Origin of the sequence: Allobosea sp. CRIB-10, from assembly GCF_900112185.1 — a bacterium.
In the GTDB taxonomy this organism is placed as follows: domain Bacteria; phylum Pseudomonadota; class Alphaproteobacteria; order Rhizobiales; family Beijerinckiaceae; genus Allobosea.
In genome coordinates this window covers 128,531-143,432 of the sequence record NZ_FOKP01000001.1, presented here as the reverse complement: position 1 = coordinate 143,432, position 14,902 = coordinate 128,531, and the positions used below count along the sequence as shown (strand labels likewise).

Annotated in this window: 13 protein-coding genes; 7 read left to right on the top strand and 6 right to left on the bottom strand. The window is 67.1% G+C overall.

Annotated elements, in window-relative coordinates; translation table 11 throughout:
• Nucleotides 1–5: 5 nt before the first annotated feature.
• From BMZ69_RS00610 to BMZ69_RS00600, 3 genes are all read right to left on the bottom strand, one after another.
• Nucleotides 6–1,142 (bottom strand): tlde1 domain-containing protein, encoded by a 1,137-nt coding sequence (locus BMZ69_RS00610; RefSeq protein ID WP_244543146.1) that lies wholly within the window; start codon nt 1,140–1,142, stop codon nt 6–8.
• Between the two features lie 246 nt (nt 1,143–1,388).
• Nucleotides 1,389–2,339, bottom strand: a complete 951-nt coding sequence (locus BMZ69_RS00605; protein ID WP_092153753.1) for a ring-cleaving dioxygenase — start codon at nt 2,337–2,339, stop codon at nt 1,389–1,391.
• A 245-nt stretch (nt 2,340–2,584) separates the two neighbouring features.
• On the bottom strand, nt 2,585–4,936 hold the full coding sequence (locus BMZ69_RS00600) for a bifunctional salicylyl-CoA 5-hydroxylase/oxidoreductase (protein ID WP_092153751.1): 2,352 nt from the start codon (nt 4,934–4,936) through the stop codon (nt 2,585–2,587).
• Between the two features lie 229 nt (nt 4,937–5,165).
• Here BMZ69_RS00600 and BMZ69_RS00595 point away from each other — a divergent pair, with 229 nt between their 5' ends.
• The 7 genes from BMZ69_RS00595 to BMZ69_RS00565 all read left to right on the top strand — a co-directional run bounded on the left by BMZ69_RS00595 (nt 5,166) and on the right by BMZ69_RS00565 (nt 11,355).
• The gene (locus BMZ69_RS00595; protein ID WP_092153749.1) at nt 5,166–5,927 is read left to right on the top strand and encodes an SDR family NAD(P)-dependent oxidoreductase; all 762 of its coding nucleotides are present in this window, start codon (nt 5,166–5,168) and stop codon (nt 5,925–5,927) included.
• Between the two features lie 2 nt (nt 5,928–5,929).
• Complete coding sequence (locus BMZ69_RS00590; RefSeq protein WP_092153746.1) at nt 5,930–6,475, top strand: MarR family winged helix-turn-helix transcriptional regulator; 546 nt, start codon at nt 5,930–5,932, stop codon at nt 6,473–6,475.
• On the top strand, nt 6,472–7,305 hold the full coding sequence (locus BMZ69_RS00585) for an enoyl-CoA hydratase family protein (RefSeq protein ID WP_092153744.1): 834 nt from the start codon (nt 6,472–6,474) through the stop codon (nt 7,303–7,305). Before BMZ69_RS00590 ends, BMZ69_RS00585 begins: the two co-directional genes overlap by 4 nt.
• A 1-nt stretch (nt 7,306) precedes the next feature.
• Nucleotides 7,307–8,482 (top strand): acyl-CoA dehydrogenase family protein, encoded by a 1,176-nt coding sequence (locus BMZ69_RS00580; protein ID WP_210187970.1) that lies wholly within the window; start codon nt 7,307–7,309, stop codon nt 8,480–8,482.
• 24 nt (nt 8,483–8,506) lie between these two features.
• Nucleotides 8,507–10,150, top strand: coding sequence for an AMP-binding protein (locus BMZ69_RS00575; protein ID WP_092153742.1), 1,644 nt, complete (start codon nt 8,507–8,509; stop codon nt 10,148–10,150).
• A gap of 24 nt (nt 10,151–10,174) precedes the next feature.
• Complete coding sequence (locus tag BMZ69_RS00570) at nt 10,175–10,606, top strand: RidA family protein (RefSeq protein ID WP_092153740.1); 432 nt, start codon at nt 10,175–10,177, stop codon at nt 10,604–10,606.
• A gap of 107 nt (nt 10,607–10,713) precedes the next feature.
• Nucleotides 10,714–11,355, top strand: a complete 642-nt coding sequence (locus tag BMZ69_RS00565; RefSeq protein WP_092153738.1) for an EF-hand domain-containing protein — start codon at nt 10,714–10,716, stop codon at nt 11,353–11,355.
• 56 nt (nt 11,356–11,411) lie between these two features.
• Here the strand turns inward: BMZ69_RS00565 and cysN are convergent, their stop codons facing one another.
• The 3 genes from cysN to BMZ69_RS00550 are packed head-to-tail and all read right to left on the bottom strand — an operon-like array spanning nt 11,412 to nt 14,697.
• Nucleotides 11,412–13,040 carry a sulfate adenylyltransferase subunit CysN gene (cysN, locus tag BMZ69_RS00560; protein ID WP_092153736.1) on the bottom strand — a complete coding sequence of 543 codons (1,629 nt, stop codon included), beginning with the start codon at nt 13,038–13,040 and terminating at the stop codon, nt 11,412–11,414.
• A complete protein-coding gene (cysD, locus tag BMZ69_RS00555) occupies nt 13,040–13,942 on the bottom strand; it encodes a sulfate adenylyltransferase subunit CysD (RefSeq protein WP_092153734.1) in 903 nt (300 codons plus the stop codon). The genes cysN and cysD overlap by 1 nt, the downstream gene beginning before the upstream one ends.
• A complete protein-coding gene (locus BMZ69_RS00550; protein WP_092153732.1) occupies nt 13,939–14,697 on the bottom strand; it encodes a phosphoadenylyl-sulfate reductase in 759 nt (252 codons plus the stop codon). The genes cysD and BMZ69_RS00550 overlap by 4 nt, the downstream gene beginning before the upstream one ends.
• Between the last annotated feature and the right edge of the window lie 205 nt (nt 14,698–14,902).

Genomic DNA, 14,902 nt, shown 5'->3' with positions numbered 1-14,902 from the left:
AGCACTCAGCTGCGCCCGCCGACCACAACGAGCTGCTTGATCTCGCCGCGCAGGAAGGCCTGCAGGAAGCGGTCATAATCCTTGACCGAGACGCAGCCATTCGAGTCGCCGCGCGGGCCGAGCAGGTAGTTGTGCACCAACAGGCCGGCGCGGCCGAAGATCTTGCCGCTGCCGCCGACCGGGTGCATGCGGATGGCACGCACGCCGTGGAAGAGCGCTTCGCGCTCGGTCAGATTGTAGACGTGAGGCGGGGTCGGGCCCTTCATCCGGACATGGACGAAGCGCAGGTCGTTCATCATCTCGCCGAAGCCGGAATTGGCTTCCAGCCGCTCGCCATTGGGCAGATAAACCGTGCGGGCACTGATGTCGTAGACCGCGGTCTTGCCACTGGCGGCCGGTGTCGCCGACGACATGGGCGCAGGCATCGGCGCCGGGGTGACGGTCAGGCCGCTGCCACGGCCGCTGCGCTGGGTGATGTCGTCCTGCGGCGCCGCATAGGCAAGCCGTTCGCCGGAACTCTGCGGCGCATTCGCGTTCACGCCGAAGAGCTTCTCGAAGAAGTTGCGGTTGTCGGCCGCAGGCTCGGTCTTGGCGAGGACGTCCTTGCCCTGGCGCGAGGTCGCGCGCGCCGTGACGCGCGGCTCGGGCAGCGTCGGCAGCTTCAGGTCCGACGGGCGGGGCACCGGACGCGGCGCGATCAGCGCGATACGCGGCGGCTCGACCGTGGCGGGTTGGACGGCAACCGTGGTCGTCGCCAGGCTTGGACCGCCGACCGGTTCGGACGACGCGATCGAGCCGGTGGTTTCAGGATCGAACGCCACTGGCCGCGGAGCAGCCGTCACCGACTGAAAGCGACCAGGGAGCGGCGCGCTGTCGGCGAAGGACTGCGCGACATAGCCGACGACATAGCCAGGACGGAGCAGCGGCGTCGCGCCATGGGCAGGGGCCGGATGTGCCAGTGCGTGCCGTTGGACCGGCGGAGCTGCGGTCGCCGCATGCTCGGCCTGCCTGTTCGACCAGACCGACACGCCGGCCATTGCGCCACCGGCAATCGCGACGAGCACTCCGAGGCGGACGAACGGGCTGCCGCGCCGACGCTTCAGACTATAGGAATAACCGGCGAACTGGTTCGAGCTACGCATACGCAACGCCTCGGGACACCTTGCAGGCATCCCGCTGAGGTTCAGCGCCCTACCCGTCTCGCCGCTGCGCTCGCTTGCGCCGGGCAGACCGTAGCGGCCTGTTCGTCAGTCTCGGGAGGCCCCCAACCACATGAGGCCCATTCAGCGCGACCTTGGTTAATTCGCGATGAATCAAAACAAGTTTAGCGAAAGCCGATCGCGCTGCGGCCAGAACGGCCGCAGCGCGTTTCGTCAGCCCTGGCTCGCTCAAGCCAGGGGCTTGAGTCCGGCCTCGATCGCCGCCCGCTTCGACTCCAGGAAGGGCGGCAGCGACAGCCCTTCGCCCATGGTCTCGAAGGGCTCGTCGGTGGCGAAGCCCGGCCCGTCGCTGGCGATCTCGATCAGCACCCCGTTCGGCTCGCGCAGATAGAGCGAGCGGAAATAGAAGCGATCGACCGGCCCGCTGTTCGGATAGCCCGAGGCGCGCAGCCGCTCGGCCCAGGCGTCGTATTCGCCGAAGCTTGGCGTGCGCAGCGCCAGATGGTGAACCCCGCCAGCGCCTTCGCGCGCCGGCGCAAGACCGGGCTCGACCGCGACGTTGAGCTCGGCCGCCGGGCCGCCCTCGCCGATCCGGAAGACATGGATGTCGCCGCTGGCGTGAGCTGCGTCCCGATAGTCCGCGATGCGCTCCAGCCCGAGCAGCTTGGTCAGGACCAGCTCGGTCCGCTCGATCTGCGGCACGGAGATCGTCACCGGCCCGAGGCCGCGGATCTGATGCTCGGCCGGGACCGGGCTCTTCTCCCAGGCGACGAAGGGGATCGCCCCGCCATCGACGATGAGCGTCAGCCGCTGGCCCTCCGGATCATCGAAATCAAGTGCGGCGCGGCCATTGAGCAGGCGGGTATCGGAAACCTTGACGCCGGCAGCGGTCAGCCGCTCGCGCCAGAAGTCGAGCGAGGCTTCGCTGGCGACCCTGAGCGAGGTCCGCGTGATCGAATGCGTGCCGCGCTTGGCCGGAGCGGTGGGCCAGTCGAAGAAGGTCAGGTCGCTGCCGGGCGAGCCGGCGCCGTCGGCATAGAACAGGTGATAGGCGGACGTATCGTCCTGGTTCACCGTCTTCTTGACCAGACGCAGGCCGAGCATCTCGACATAGAAGCGCCGGTTCTGCGCGGCCTGGGCGGTAATTGCGGTGACGTGGTGGATGCCGGTGAGCTGCATGAGTGGACCCCTTGGTTGCGCCTCAGCTGTCGAGGCGCCTGCGTTGCCACCAAGATAGTCGTTGCATTCACGCCATAAAGACAGCTTTCATCCAATCATAAATTGCGCAAATGCAATGTCATGAACCGCGCCGTCATTCCGGCTGGAGCGAAGCGGAACGCCGGAATCCATCTGGAACTCTGGTGCCCTTCGATGAATTCCGGCGCTGTGCCGCTTCGCAGCTCGTCCGGAACGACAGCGAGATTTTACTCCGCCGCCCGCGCGACCGGAACCGCGGGCGCGCTGCCGTGCCGGCTCGGCTTGGCCTTGAGCTTCAGATCCTGGAGCTCTTCGCGCTCGCGCGGCGTGTTGCGCATGAGCTGGTCCTTGCCGGGCTGGTACTGCACCGGCTGGGAGACATCGGCGCCGTACCAGGCGGCTGCCCTGAGCACGAAGGACGGATCGGCCAGATGCGGCCGTCCCAGCGCGACGAGATCGGCGCGGCCGGCGGCGACGATGGTGTTGGCCTGGTCGGCCGAGGTGATGGCGCCGACGCACATGGTGGCGACGCCGGCCTCGTTGCGGATGCGGTCGGCGAACGGGGTCTGGAACATGCGGCCATAAAGTGGGCGGGCACGCGGCGTCGTCTGTCCGGTCGAGACGTCGACGAGGTCGCAGCCGGCCTGCGCAAAGGCCTCGGAGATCGCGACCGAATCCTCGGCGCTGATGCCGCCCTCCTGCCAGTCCGTCGCCGAGATGCGCACCGACATCGGCTTGTCGAGCGGCCAAGTCTGGCGAAGCGCGGCAAAGACTTCGAGCGGGAAGCGCAAGCGGTTTTCGAGCGAGCCGCCATAGGCGTCCGTGCGCTGGTTGGTCAGCGGCGAGAGGAAGCTCGCGAGCAGATAGCCATGGGCGCAGTGCAGTTCGAGCATGTCGAAACCGGCGCGCAGGCCGCGCTCCGCCGCCGCGACAAAGTCCGCCTTGACCCGGTCCATGTCGGCGCGGGTCATCTCGCGCGGCACCTGGCTCTCCGGGTAATAGGGCAAGGGCGAGGCCGAGATGATCGGCCAGGCGCCTTCGGCGAGCGGCCGGTCCATGCCGTCCCACATCAGCTTGCTCGCGCCCTTGCGGCCGGCATGGCCGAGCTGCAGGCAGATTTTCGCGGCGGAGTTGCCATGGACGAACTCGACGATGCGGGTCCAGGCGGCTTCCTGCGCATCATTGTAGAGGCCGGTGCAGCCGGGGGTGATGCGGGCATCGGCAGAGACGCAGGTCATCTCAGTGAAGACCAGCCCTGCCCCGCCGATGGCGCGGGCGCCGTAATGCATCAGGTGCCAGTCGCCCGGCAGACCATCCTGTGCGGAATACTGGCACATCGGCGAGACGACAAAGCGGTTCGCCACCTTCATCTCGCGCAGGAAGAAGGGCTGGAAGGCTGGTGGCACCGGCGTGCCGTCGCGGCGCGTCGCTTGCTCGGCACCGAGATCGTCGGCGACCAGCCTGTCGATCGCCGCGACGAACTCGGGGGCACGCAGCGCGAGGTTATCGTAGGTGATCGCCTTGGAACGGGTCATCAGGCCGAAGGCGAAGCGCAGCGGCTCGAAATCCCAGAAGCGCTTGAGCTGCTCGAACCAGACCAGCGAGACGTCGGCGGCGTGCTGGGTCTTCTCGACCTCCTCGCGCCGTCCGGTCTCGAAGCCGGCGAGCGCCGCCTTGACGTCGAGTCCGGCGCGATGGAAGGCGCGGTGCAGCGCGATCGAATCCTCCATGGCGAGCTTGGTGCCGGAGCCGATCGAGAAATGCGCCGTCGCCTTGGCGTCGCCGAGCAGCACGACATTGTCGGCCACCCAGTTGCTGCAGCGGATCATCGGGAACTGCCGCCAGAGCGAGCGGTTGGCGATGAGCCTGTGGCCCTGCAATTCCTCGGCAAAGACCTGTTCGAGGAAGGCGGCCGTGCCGGCCTCGTCCATCCCTTCCAGCCCGGCACGGGCGAAGGTCTCGGGGTCCGTCTCCAGCACCCAGGTCGATTGGCCCGGCTCATACTGGTAGCAATGGGCGATGAAGACGCCGTGCTCCGTCTGCTTGAAGAAGAAGGTAAAGGCGTCAAAGGGCCGGGTCGAGCCCATCCAGACGAAGCGGTTCGGCCGCAGATCGACCTGGGGGGCGAAGCGCTCGCGGCCGCCCTCGCGGATGCGGCTGTTGATGCCGTCTGCGGCGACGACGAGGTCGTAGTCGCGCTTTAACGCTACGACGTCCTCGATCTCCTGCGAGAAGACGAGCTTGACGCCGACCTGGCGCGCCCGCTCTTGCAAAAGCATCAGCAGCGTGCGGCGCGAGCAGCCGCAGAAGCCGTTGCCGGAGACGCGCTGCACCGTGCCTTTGAAATGGATCTCGATGTCGTCCCAATAGGCGAAGCTGCGGACAATCGCCTCATAGCTCGGCAGATCGGCCGCCTTGAACAGGTCGAGCGTCTGGTCGGAGAAGACGACGCCAAAGCCGAAGGTGTCGTCGGGACGGTTGCGCTCGAAGACGGTGACGTCGAGCTCAGGCCAATCCCGCTTCATCAGCAGCGCGTAATAGAGACCTGCCGGCCCGCCGCCCACCACCGCAATGCGCATGACGCTCTCCCTCGCTCACGAAATCATTTTAAACCTAAAATAATTTTGGCTCAAGCCCTGACTGAACGGCCATATTACCGACCGCGACGCAGGCAGGTCGAATCTGCTTAAACCACGTATAATAGACTGCGATATCAACGATATTCCTCCTCGTCCCAGCTTCTCTCCATCCCTCTTGCAAAATGTTTCAGACCTAAAATATATTAACTGCCAAGAGGGAGTGAACGGCATGGCATCGGCTCTGGCGGGACAGCATGCCCTGGTGAGCGGCGGCGGACGCGGCATCGGCCGCGCCATCGCTTCCGCTCTGCGCCAGGCCGGCGCTCGCGTCTCGATCATCGGCCGCAATGACGACATTCTGCAACAGGCCGTGCTCGCCGGTGCCGCCGATGCCGCCCATGCCGTCGACGTGACCGACGAGGCGGCAGTGCGCGAGGCCATGGCTGGGCTCGCGGCCGGCCAGCCTTTCGACATCGTCGTCGCCAATGCCGGCGCGGCCGAAAGCGCCAGCTTCCAGCGCAGCGATGCTGAGCTGTTCCGGCGCATGGTCGAGATCAACCTGATCGGCACTGTGAACTGCTTCCGGCCGGCTTTGCACGGCATGACCGAGCGCCACTCCGGACGATTGATCGCCATCGCCTCGACGGCGGGCCATCGCGGCTATCCTTACGTCTCGGCTTATGTCGCGGCCAAGCATGCGGTGGTCGGTCTGGTGCGCTCGCTGGCGCTGGAGACCGCGCGCAGCGGGGTCACCGTCAACGCCGTCTGCCCCGGCTACACCGACACCGACATGGTCGCCGGCAGTCTGACGACGATCGCCGCCAAGACCGGCAAGAGTCGCGCGGAGGCGCTGGCTGAGCTGACCAAGGACAATCCGCAGCACCGGCTGATCACGCCGGAGGAAGTCGCGGCAGCCGTGCTCAATCTCTGCGGCCCGCAAACCCGCGGCATCACCGGCCAGTCCGTCCTGATCAATGGCGGGGAGTTCTGATGATGGAAATCCCGTCCAGCGCTCCTCTGCTCGACCGTGAGACCAAGGCGAGCGAACGCCCCGGCGACCACAAGGACGAGCTGCGGCTCTGGCTGCGGATGCTGACCTGCTCGACCCTGATCGAGAGCGAGATCCGCACCCGCCTGCGCGAGGAATTCAAGACGACGCTGCCGCGCTTTGACCTGATGGCGCAGCTGGAGAAATCGACCACCGGCATGACTGTCGGTGAGGTCTCGCAGCGGCTGATGGTCTCCAACGGCAACGTCACTGCCGTCGTCGCCGGCCTGCTCGCCGACGGGCTGGTCGACAAGCGCCCTGCGGCGCAGGACCGGCGCGTCCAGGTGCTGACGCTGACCGCGCAAGGGCGGCGCGCCTTCAAGGCGATGGCCGAGCGCCATGAGGACTGGATCGCCGAGCTCTTCGCCGGTCTCGGCCCGGCCGAGATCGGCCAGCTCTTCCGCCTGCTCGGCGGGGTCAAGGCCTCGCTGCACCAGGCCATCAGCAACCGCCAGAACGGCACGCCGACCGCGGCGGGAGACGACCAATGACCAGCGCAAACCCCGTCACCCTGCCCCTCTCCGGCTTCAAGCCGCAGCATTTCCAGCTCTCGGTCGCCGGCAAGGTCGCGACCGTGACGCTGAACCGGCCGGAGAAGAAGAACCCGCTGACCTTCGAGAGCTATCGCGAGCTCACCGATTTCTTCCTGGCGGCGCAGAAGGAGGAAGCGGTCAAGGCGATCGTCATGACCGGCGCCGGCGGCAACTTCTCCTCGGGCGGCGACGTCTTCGAGATCATCGGGCCGCTGGTTGCGATGGAGACCAAGGACCTGCTGAAGTTCACCCGGATGACCGGCGAGCTGGTCAAGACCATGCGCGCCTGCCCGCAGCCGGTCGTCGCCGCGATCGACGGCATCTGCGCCGGCGCTGGCGCGATCGTCGCCATGGCCTCGGATCTCAGATTCGGCACGGCCGAGACCAAGATCGCCTTCCTGTTCAACCGCGTCGGCCTCGCCGGCTGCGACATGGGCGCCTGCGCGATGCTGCCCCGCATCATCGGCCAGGGCCGCGCCGCCGAGCTGCTCTATACCGGCCGGGTGCTCAAGGGCGAAGAAGCCGAACGCTGGGGCTTCCTCAACCGCCTCGTCGCCCGCGAGACCGTGCTCGCCGAGGCGCAGACGCTCGCCGCCGAGCTCGCCGACGGGCCGACCTTCGCCAACGCCATGACCAAGCGCATGCTCGAAATGGAATGGGCGATGTCGGTCGAATCCGCGATCGAAGCGGAAGCGGTGGCGCAGGCTTTGTGCATGCAGACCGAGGACTTTTCACGCGCCTATCACGCCTTCGCCGAGAAGCGAAAGCCGGTGTTCGAGGGCAACTGAGATGGCTTCGCTCGGCACAAGCATGCTCGGCGACACGCTCGACTGGCCCTTTTTCGAGGCGCATCACCGCGACTTCGCTGAGCGCCTCTCGGCCTGGGCCGACGCCACCTTGCCCGGCCTGCCGCATGACGATGTCGATGAGGCCTGCCGTGCCCGGGTGAAGGCACTGGGCGCCGCCGGCTTCCTCAGGGCAGCCGTGCCTGCCGAATATGGCGGACTGCATGCCGCGCTCGACGTGCGCACGCTCTGCCTCGCCCGCGAGATCTTGGCCGCCCGCGACGGGCTCGCGGATTTCGCGTTCGCCATGCAGGGGCTCGGCACAGGCTCGATCAGTGTCGCCGGCTCGCCCGAAATGAAGGCGCGCATTCTTCCGGCGGTGGCGCGTGGCGAGAGGATCGCAGCCTTCGCGCTCTCCGAGAAGGAGGCCGGCTCCGACGTCGCGGCCTTGGCGACGACGGCGACGCCGGACGGCAACAGCCATGTCCGTCTCGACGGCGAGAAGACCTGGATTTCGAATGGCGGCATCGCCGACCATTACGTCGTCTTCGCCCGCTCCGGCGAGGCGCCGGGCGCGCGCGGCCTCTCGGCCTACCTGGTCGAGGCCGATACGCCTGGCCTCTCGATCACGGAGCGCATCGACGTGATCGCGCCGCATCCGCTGGCGACGCTGCGCTTCGACGCCTGCCGCATCCCGGTGGAGAACCGCATCGGCGGGCCGGGCGACGGCTTCAAGGTCGCGATGGCGACGCTCGACATCTTCCGCTCGACGGTCGGCGCCGCGGCGCTCGGCTTCGCCCGCCGCGCACTGCACGAGACGGTTTCCCATGCGAAGGGCCGCAAGCTCTTCGGCGGCACGCTCGGCGATCTACAGCTCTCGCAGGCGGCGATCGCCGAGAGCGCGACCGAGGTCGATGCGGCCGCCCTCCTCGTCTATCGCGCCGCCTGGACCAAGGACCGGGGCGCAGCCCGCGTCACCCGCGAGGCGGCGCTGGCCAAGCTGGTCGCGACCGAGAACGCGCAGAAGGTTATCGACCGCGCCGTGCAGATCCATGGCGGGCGCGGCGTCACCCGCGGGGTCAAGGTCGAGGAACTCTATCGCGAGATCAGGGCGCTCAGGATCTACGAGGGCGCCAGCGAGGTGCAGAAGGTCGTGATCGCGCGCGACCTGCTGAAGTAAGGCCGAAAGAGCCAGGGGAACGAGATGGGTACCGCAGATTTCATGCGGTCGGGACATGTGGACACGTTCGCGCGGGACAACCTGCCACCGCGCGAGAGCTGGCCGCGCCTCGACCTCGCAGCCGCCGGGCTGAGCTATCCCGAGCGGCTCAACGTCGTCACTGAATTTGTCGACCGGCACGTCGCCGAGGGGCGTGGCGAGCGCGATGCGGTGATCGGACCGAGCGAGACCTGGAGCTATCAGGCGCTCGCAGAGACGGTGAACCGCATCGCCAATGTGCTGACGCGCGATCTTGGCATGGTGGCCGGCAATCGCGTGCTGCTGCGCGCCGCCAACACGCCGATGATGGTCGCGACCTATTTCGCGGTGCTGAAAGCCGGCGGCGTCGTGGTGGCGACCATGCCGATGCTGCGTGCCGGCGAACTCGCCTATCCGATCCGCAAGGCGAAGATCGGGCTCGCGCTCTGCGACGCCACGCTGGTCGACGAACTCAAGGCAGCGCAACGGCTTGCGCCGGAACTCTCGACCATCGTCACATGGGGAGATGGCGCGCTCGAAACCATGATGGACAAAGCCGGCTACGAACATTTCGAGCCGGCTGGCACGGCGCAGGACGATGTCTGCCTGATTGCCTTCACCTCGGGCACCACCGGCGAGCCCAAGGGCACCATGCATTTCCAGCGAGACCTGCTGGCGATCTGCGATGCCTATGGCGCGCGCGTGCTGCAGGCAGCTCCGGACGATCGCTTCATCGGCTCGCCGCCGCTCGCCTTCACCTTCGGGCTCGGCGGCATCGTGCTCTTTCCCTTGCGGATCGGCGCCGCCTGCATCCTGCCGGCCAAGGTCGCGCCGCCCGATCTCGCCGAGGCGATCGAACGCTATCGCGCGACGGTCTGCTTCACCGCGCCGACCGCCTATCGCGCCATGCTCGGCAAGCTCGCCGAGCTCGACCTGTCATCGCTACGTATCTGCGTCTCGGCCGGCGAGGCCTTGCCGAAGGCGACCTTCGATGCCTGGCAGGCGGCGACCGGGCTGCCATTGATGGATGGCATCGGCGCGACCGAGATGCTGCACATCTTCATCGGCGCGCCACGCGACAAGATCCGGCCCGGCTCGACCGGCCTGCCTGTGCCCGGCTACGAGGCGAAGATCGTCGACGAGGACGGCAAGGAGGTGCCTGACGGCACGCCGGGGCGCCTCGCCGTGCGCGGGCCCACGGGCTGCCGCTACCTCGCCGATCCGCGCCAGGCCAAATACATTCTCGATGGCTGGAACGTCACCGGCGACACCTATCTACGCGATGGCGACGGCTATTTCTGGTATCAGGCCCGCTCCGACGACATGATCATCTCGGCCGGCTACAACATCGCCGGGCCGGAGGTCGAGGCCTGCCTGCTGGCGCATCCGGCGGTGGCCGAATGCGGCGTCGTCGGCGCGCCCTGCCCCGAGCGCGGCCAGATCGTGAAGGCCTATGTGCTGCTGCGCGAGGGTTTTGCCGGCGATGCCGCCTTGGCAAAGGCGCTGCAGGACCACGTCAAGGCGTCGATCGCGCCGTACAAGTATCCGCGCGCCATCGCTTTCGTGACAACCCTGCCGAAGACCTCTACCGGGAAGCTGCAGCGCTTCGCCCTGCGCGAGATCGCGCGTCAGGAAGCCACGGCCTCCTGACTATCGCTTGAGAAAGATGACGCCATGACCAGCGGCTCGCCGCCCTTCGATCCCGCCTCGCGCCGCGCCCGCGCCGTCCTGCCCGATGGCTGGCCGCAGCCGCGCGGCTATGCAAACGGCATGCTCGCCGAGGGCAAGGTGCTGATGACCGGCGGCCTCGTCGGCTGGGATGCGCAGGGCGTCTTCGCCAAGGGCTTCGTCGCACAGGTCGGCCAAACGCTCGCCAACATCAAGGCGGTGGTCGAGGCCGGCGGTGGCAAGGTCGAGGATATCGTGCGGCTGACCTGGTACGTCACCGACATCGAGGCTTATCGTAACAGCCTTTCCGATCTCGGCCCGGCCTATCGCGCCAATTTCGGCCGTCATTTCCCGGCCATGGCGGTGGTCGCCGTCGCGGCGCTGGTCGAGCCGGAGGCGATGGTCGAGATCGAGGCCACGGCGGTGCTTCCCGGCTGAGCAGCCGCTCCGGCGTGGTTTCCAGCCTGCTAGGAATTTACCAATAATTAGCCACGATACTCGACCGCGCCGCCCATACCCGGGCGGTGCGTAACCAGGAGTATCGCATGACAAGCATCGGCGGCGTTGGGGGCTTTCGCCCGCCACCGCCCGGAAAACCACCGAGCTTCGAAAAGCTCGACGGCAACGCCGACGGGGCGCTCAGCCTCGACGAATTCGCCGCCGGCGCGCCGAAGGGCGCCGACAGCAAGAAGACCGAGCGCCTGTTCAAGGCGATGGACGCCGACCAGGACGGTTCGGTCAGCAAGGCGGAATCGGACGCCTTCAAGGCGAAGGTCGAGAAGGCCGAGCAGCAGATGCAGGCTCTCCTGCTGATGCTGCAGTCGGAGACGGCCAGTACCAAGACCGACTCCAAGGACGGCGAGGACAAGAACTACTTCGCCAAGCTCGACGCCGATTCCGATGGCAGCGTCGCCAAGGAAGAATTCCTGAAGGCCGTCAATCCCGATGGCGACGGCTCGAACGGCCTGCTCAGCCGTCTCTTCGCCGCGATGGATGCGGACAAGGACGGCAAGATCTCCAAGGAGGAGATGGCCGACTTCAAGAAGCAGATGGAAGAACGCGCCTCGCACCGGCCGCCTCCGCCACCGCCACCGGCGGAGATCACTGGCGCATCGGAAGCGTATGGCCAGACCTACCAGCTCGGAGCGAAGGCTTCCGCTGGCACGACCTATTCCCAGGCGGCTTAAGCCACCGCTTGCGCAACGCCGGGCCGGCAGAAGGCCGTCCGGCGCTCTTAAGCCTCCTAGCTGCCTGCCCCGTCATAGAGCGCAGGGGGCGCCCTCCTCGCCCACAAGCGGGCATGCAGACCCTTCAGCAGCGGTCGTAGCACGATGTCGCCGAGCCCCAGCGCGGCCGCAAAAGCCCATTGGCCCGTCGGCAGCGCCACCGCGGCGAAGACGAACAATCCGCTCGCCAGGCGCCAGCTCGCCGCCTCGAACCAGGCGCGTCGTTCCTGCGCACCGCGCCAGCCGACGAGACGCAGGACCGTGCGGCGGGCCGCACCCGCCTCGGCAATCGAACGGTTGTTGGATTTACTCCGATGCGTCTCGATGAAGCCGAAGGCGACCGTCTGGTTGCTGAGCCTGTCGATCAGGATGAAGCCGCCGAGCTCGCGGCTGCGGGCGTAGTCGAGCACCGCGAGTTGCCGGTCGAGCGTCAGCGTCGCCAAGCCGATGCCGTTCATCGCCAGGCTTTCGGCGGGAGCCTCGGCATAGCTCTCGATGTCGACGCTGTTGTGCAGGCGAACGACCTGGGCATTAGCGGCCGCGGTGGCGAGCTTGAGGATGAACTCGCCGCCCTCACGCAGCGCCGCTTCGCCGGTCCAGAGCAGCCGAGCCTGCAATTCCTGCTTCACCACCGGGGCATGCGAGACTGAGGCGATGACGTCGCCGCGCGAGATGTCGATCTCGTCCGCGAGCGTGACGGTGACCGACTGGCCGGCGCTCGCCTGCGAGACGTCGCCGGACGGCGCGAGGATGCGCGCGATCGTGCTGCGGCGGCCCGATGGCAGCGCCGCGACGACATCGCCGACGCGCAACCGCCCGCGCGCCACGGTGCCGGCAAAGCCGCGAAAATCGAGATCGGGCCGGTTGACCCATTGCACCGGCAAGGCGAAGCCGGCCTCGACCTCAGCCTCGGCGACGACCACGACGGATTCGAGCAAAGGCAGCAGGGCCGGGCCGCGATACCAGGGGGTCAGGCTGGAGAGGCTGGTGACGTTCTCGCCATCACGGGCCGAGACCGGGACGAAGTCGATGCTGGCGAAGCCGAGCCCAGCGACCGCCTTGCGATAGTCCTGCTCGATCTGGCGGAAGACCGCCTCGTCATAGCCGACCAGGTCCATCTTGTTGACGGCGACGACGACATGGCGGACGCCGACCAGCGAGACGATGAAGGAATGCCGGCGCGTCTGCGGCAGCAGGCCCTTGCGGGCATCGATCAGGATGATGGCGAGGTCGGCGGTCGAGGCGCCGGTCGCCATGTTGCGGGTATATTGCTCGTGGCCAGGCGTGTCGGCGACGATGAAGCTGCGCTGGTCGGTCGAGAAATAGCGATAGGCGACATCGATGGTGATGCCCTGCTCGCGTTCGGCCGAGAGTCCGTCGACCAGCAAGGCGAAATCGGGCGCGGCGCCTTGCGTACCGAACTTGCGGGAATCGCTGTCGAGCGCGGTGAGCTGGTCGTCGAAGACCGCGCCGGCCTCGTAGAGGATGCGGCCGATCAGCGTCGACTTGCCGTCGTCGACCGAGCCGCAGGTGATGAAGCGCAAGAGCGCGCGGGCGCTGCCCTCGGTGCTCTGGCCCTGGTCATTGGCGGGATGCGGCTGGCCGGCCGGAACGGGCTGGCCCTTCAACTTCGCGAGCGCCGCCATCAGAAATAGCCTTCCTGCTTCTTCTGCTCCATCGAGCCTGAGCCGTCATGGTCGATGACGCGCCCCTCGCGCTCGGAGGAGCGCGACGCCCGCATTTCCGCGATGATGTCGGTGAGATTCGCCGCCTCGCTCTCGACCGCCCCGGTCAGCGGGTAGCAGCCGAGCGTGCGAAAGCGGACCATCCTGGTCTCGACCACCTCGCCGGGCAGCAGGTCCATGCGCTCGTCGTCGCGCATGATCCAGGCGCCGTTGCGGCGCACGACCGGGCGCGGCGCGGCAAAATAGAGCGGCACGACCGGGATGTTCTCGAGCGCGATGTAGTCCCAGACGTCCTTCTCGGTCCAGTTGGACAGCGGGAAGACACGGAAGCTCTCGCCCTGGGCCTTGCGGGTGTTGAACAGCCGCCAGGGCTCCGGCCGCTGGGTCTTCGGATCCCAGCGATGCTGAACCGAGCGCAACGAGAATACACGCTCCTTGGCCCGGCTCTTCTCCTCGTCCCGGCGGGCGCCGCCAAAGGCCGCGTCGAAGCCGTATCTGTCGAGGGCCTGCTTCAGCCCTTGCGTCTTCATCACGTCGGTGTGCAGGCGCGATCCCGACGCGAACGGATTGACGCCGGCGCGGACACCCTCCTCGTTGATGTGCACGATCAGGTCGAGCCCGAGCCGGCTGGCGGTCTGGTCGCGGAAGGCGATCATGTCCCGGAACTTCCAGGTCGTATCGACATGGAGCAGCGGGAATGGCGGTTTGCCAGGATAGAAGGCCTTCATGGCAAGGTGGAGGAGGACGGCCGAGTCCTTGCCAATCGAATAGAGCAGCACCGGCTTCTCGCAGGTCGCGACGACCTCGCGGATGATGAAGATCGCCTCGGCTTCGAGCTTCTGCAGATGACTGAGCTGGATCACGCCAAAACCTCCGCGGCCGGCTTCGACCGCACCAAACGACCATCGGGGCCGACATGCAGGCCGCATTCCTTGGCGGCCTCCTCTTCCCACCACCAGCGCCCCGCCCGCTCCGGCTCGTCCGGCCGGACGGCGCGAGTGCAGGGCTGGCAGCCGATCGAGAGGAAACCCCGCTCGTGCAGCGGGTTGAGCGGAACATCGTTCGCGCGGGCGAAGGCCAGCGCCTCCTCGCGCGACCAATCCAGCAGCGGATTGAGCTTGATCAGGCCGCGTTCCCGGTCGATCTCGGCGAGGGCGACGCCGCCACGCGCAGCCGACTGGTCGGCGCGCAGGCCGGTGATCCAGGCGGCAGCCCCTGCGAGCGCCCGGCCGAGCGGCTCGACCTTGCGGACATTGCAGCAGGCCTTGCGGGCCTCGATCGAATTGTAGAAGCCGTTGATGCCATGGCCGCGCACGAAGGCTTCGACGGCATCGTGACGCGGATAGAACGGCGTGATCGTGATGCCGTAGCGCGCCTCGGTTTCCGCCCAGAGCGCATGGACCTCGCCGAAGAGCCGGCCGGTATCGAGCGTGACGATCTCGATCGGCAGATCTTGTGTCGCGATCAGATGGGTGACGATCTGATCCTCGAGGCCGAAGCTGGTGGTGAAGACGAGGCGCCCGCCAACATGCCGCACCAGTCCCGCGAGGCGTTCGGCTGCATCCGACTTTCCGAACGCGGCATTGAGGTTTTCGGCCTGGTCCTGCAACTCGAACATGTGCTTGCTCTGCGCAGGCGAGGCCGGCGCGGACAGCTAAACGCTACCCTCGCTTGCCGCCACCCGCCGTTACCGCCGGTCAGTCGGATGTTCTGTAAATCGAACAATCCACATATAGCCTGAAAGCTGATCAATCAATTTACAGCAGGTAGCGTGAAATTTCTTATTTCGCGAACGAGGGAGAAAATCCTTCCCAAGGCAGGCG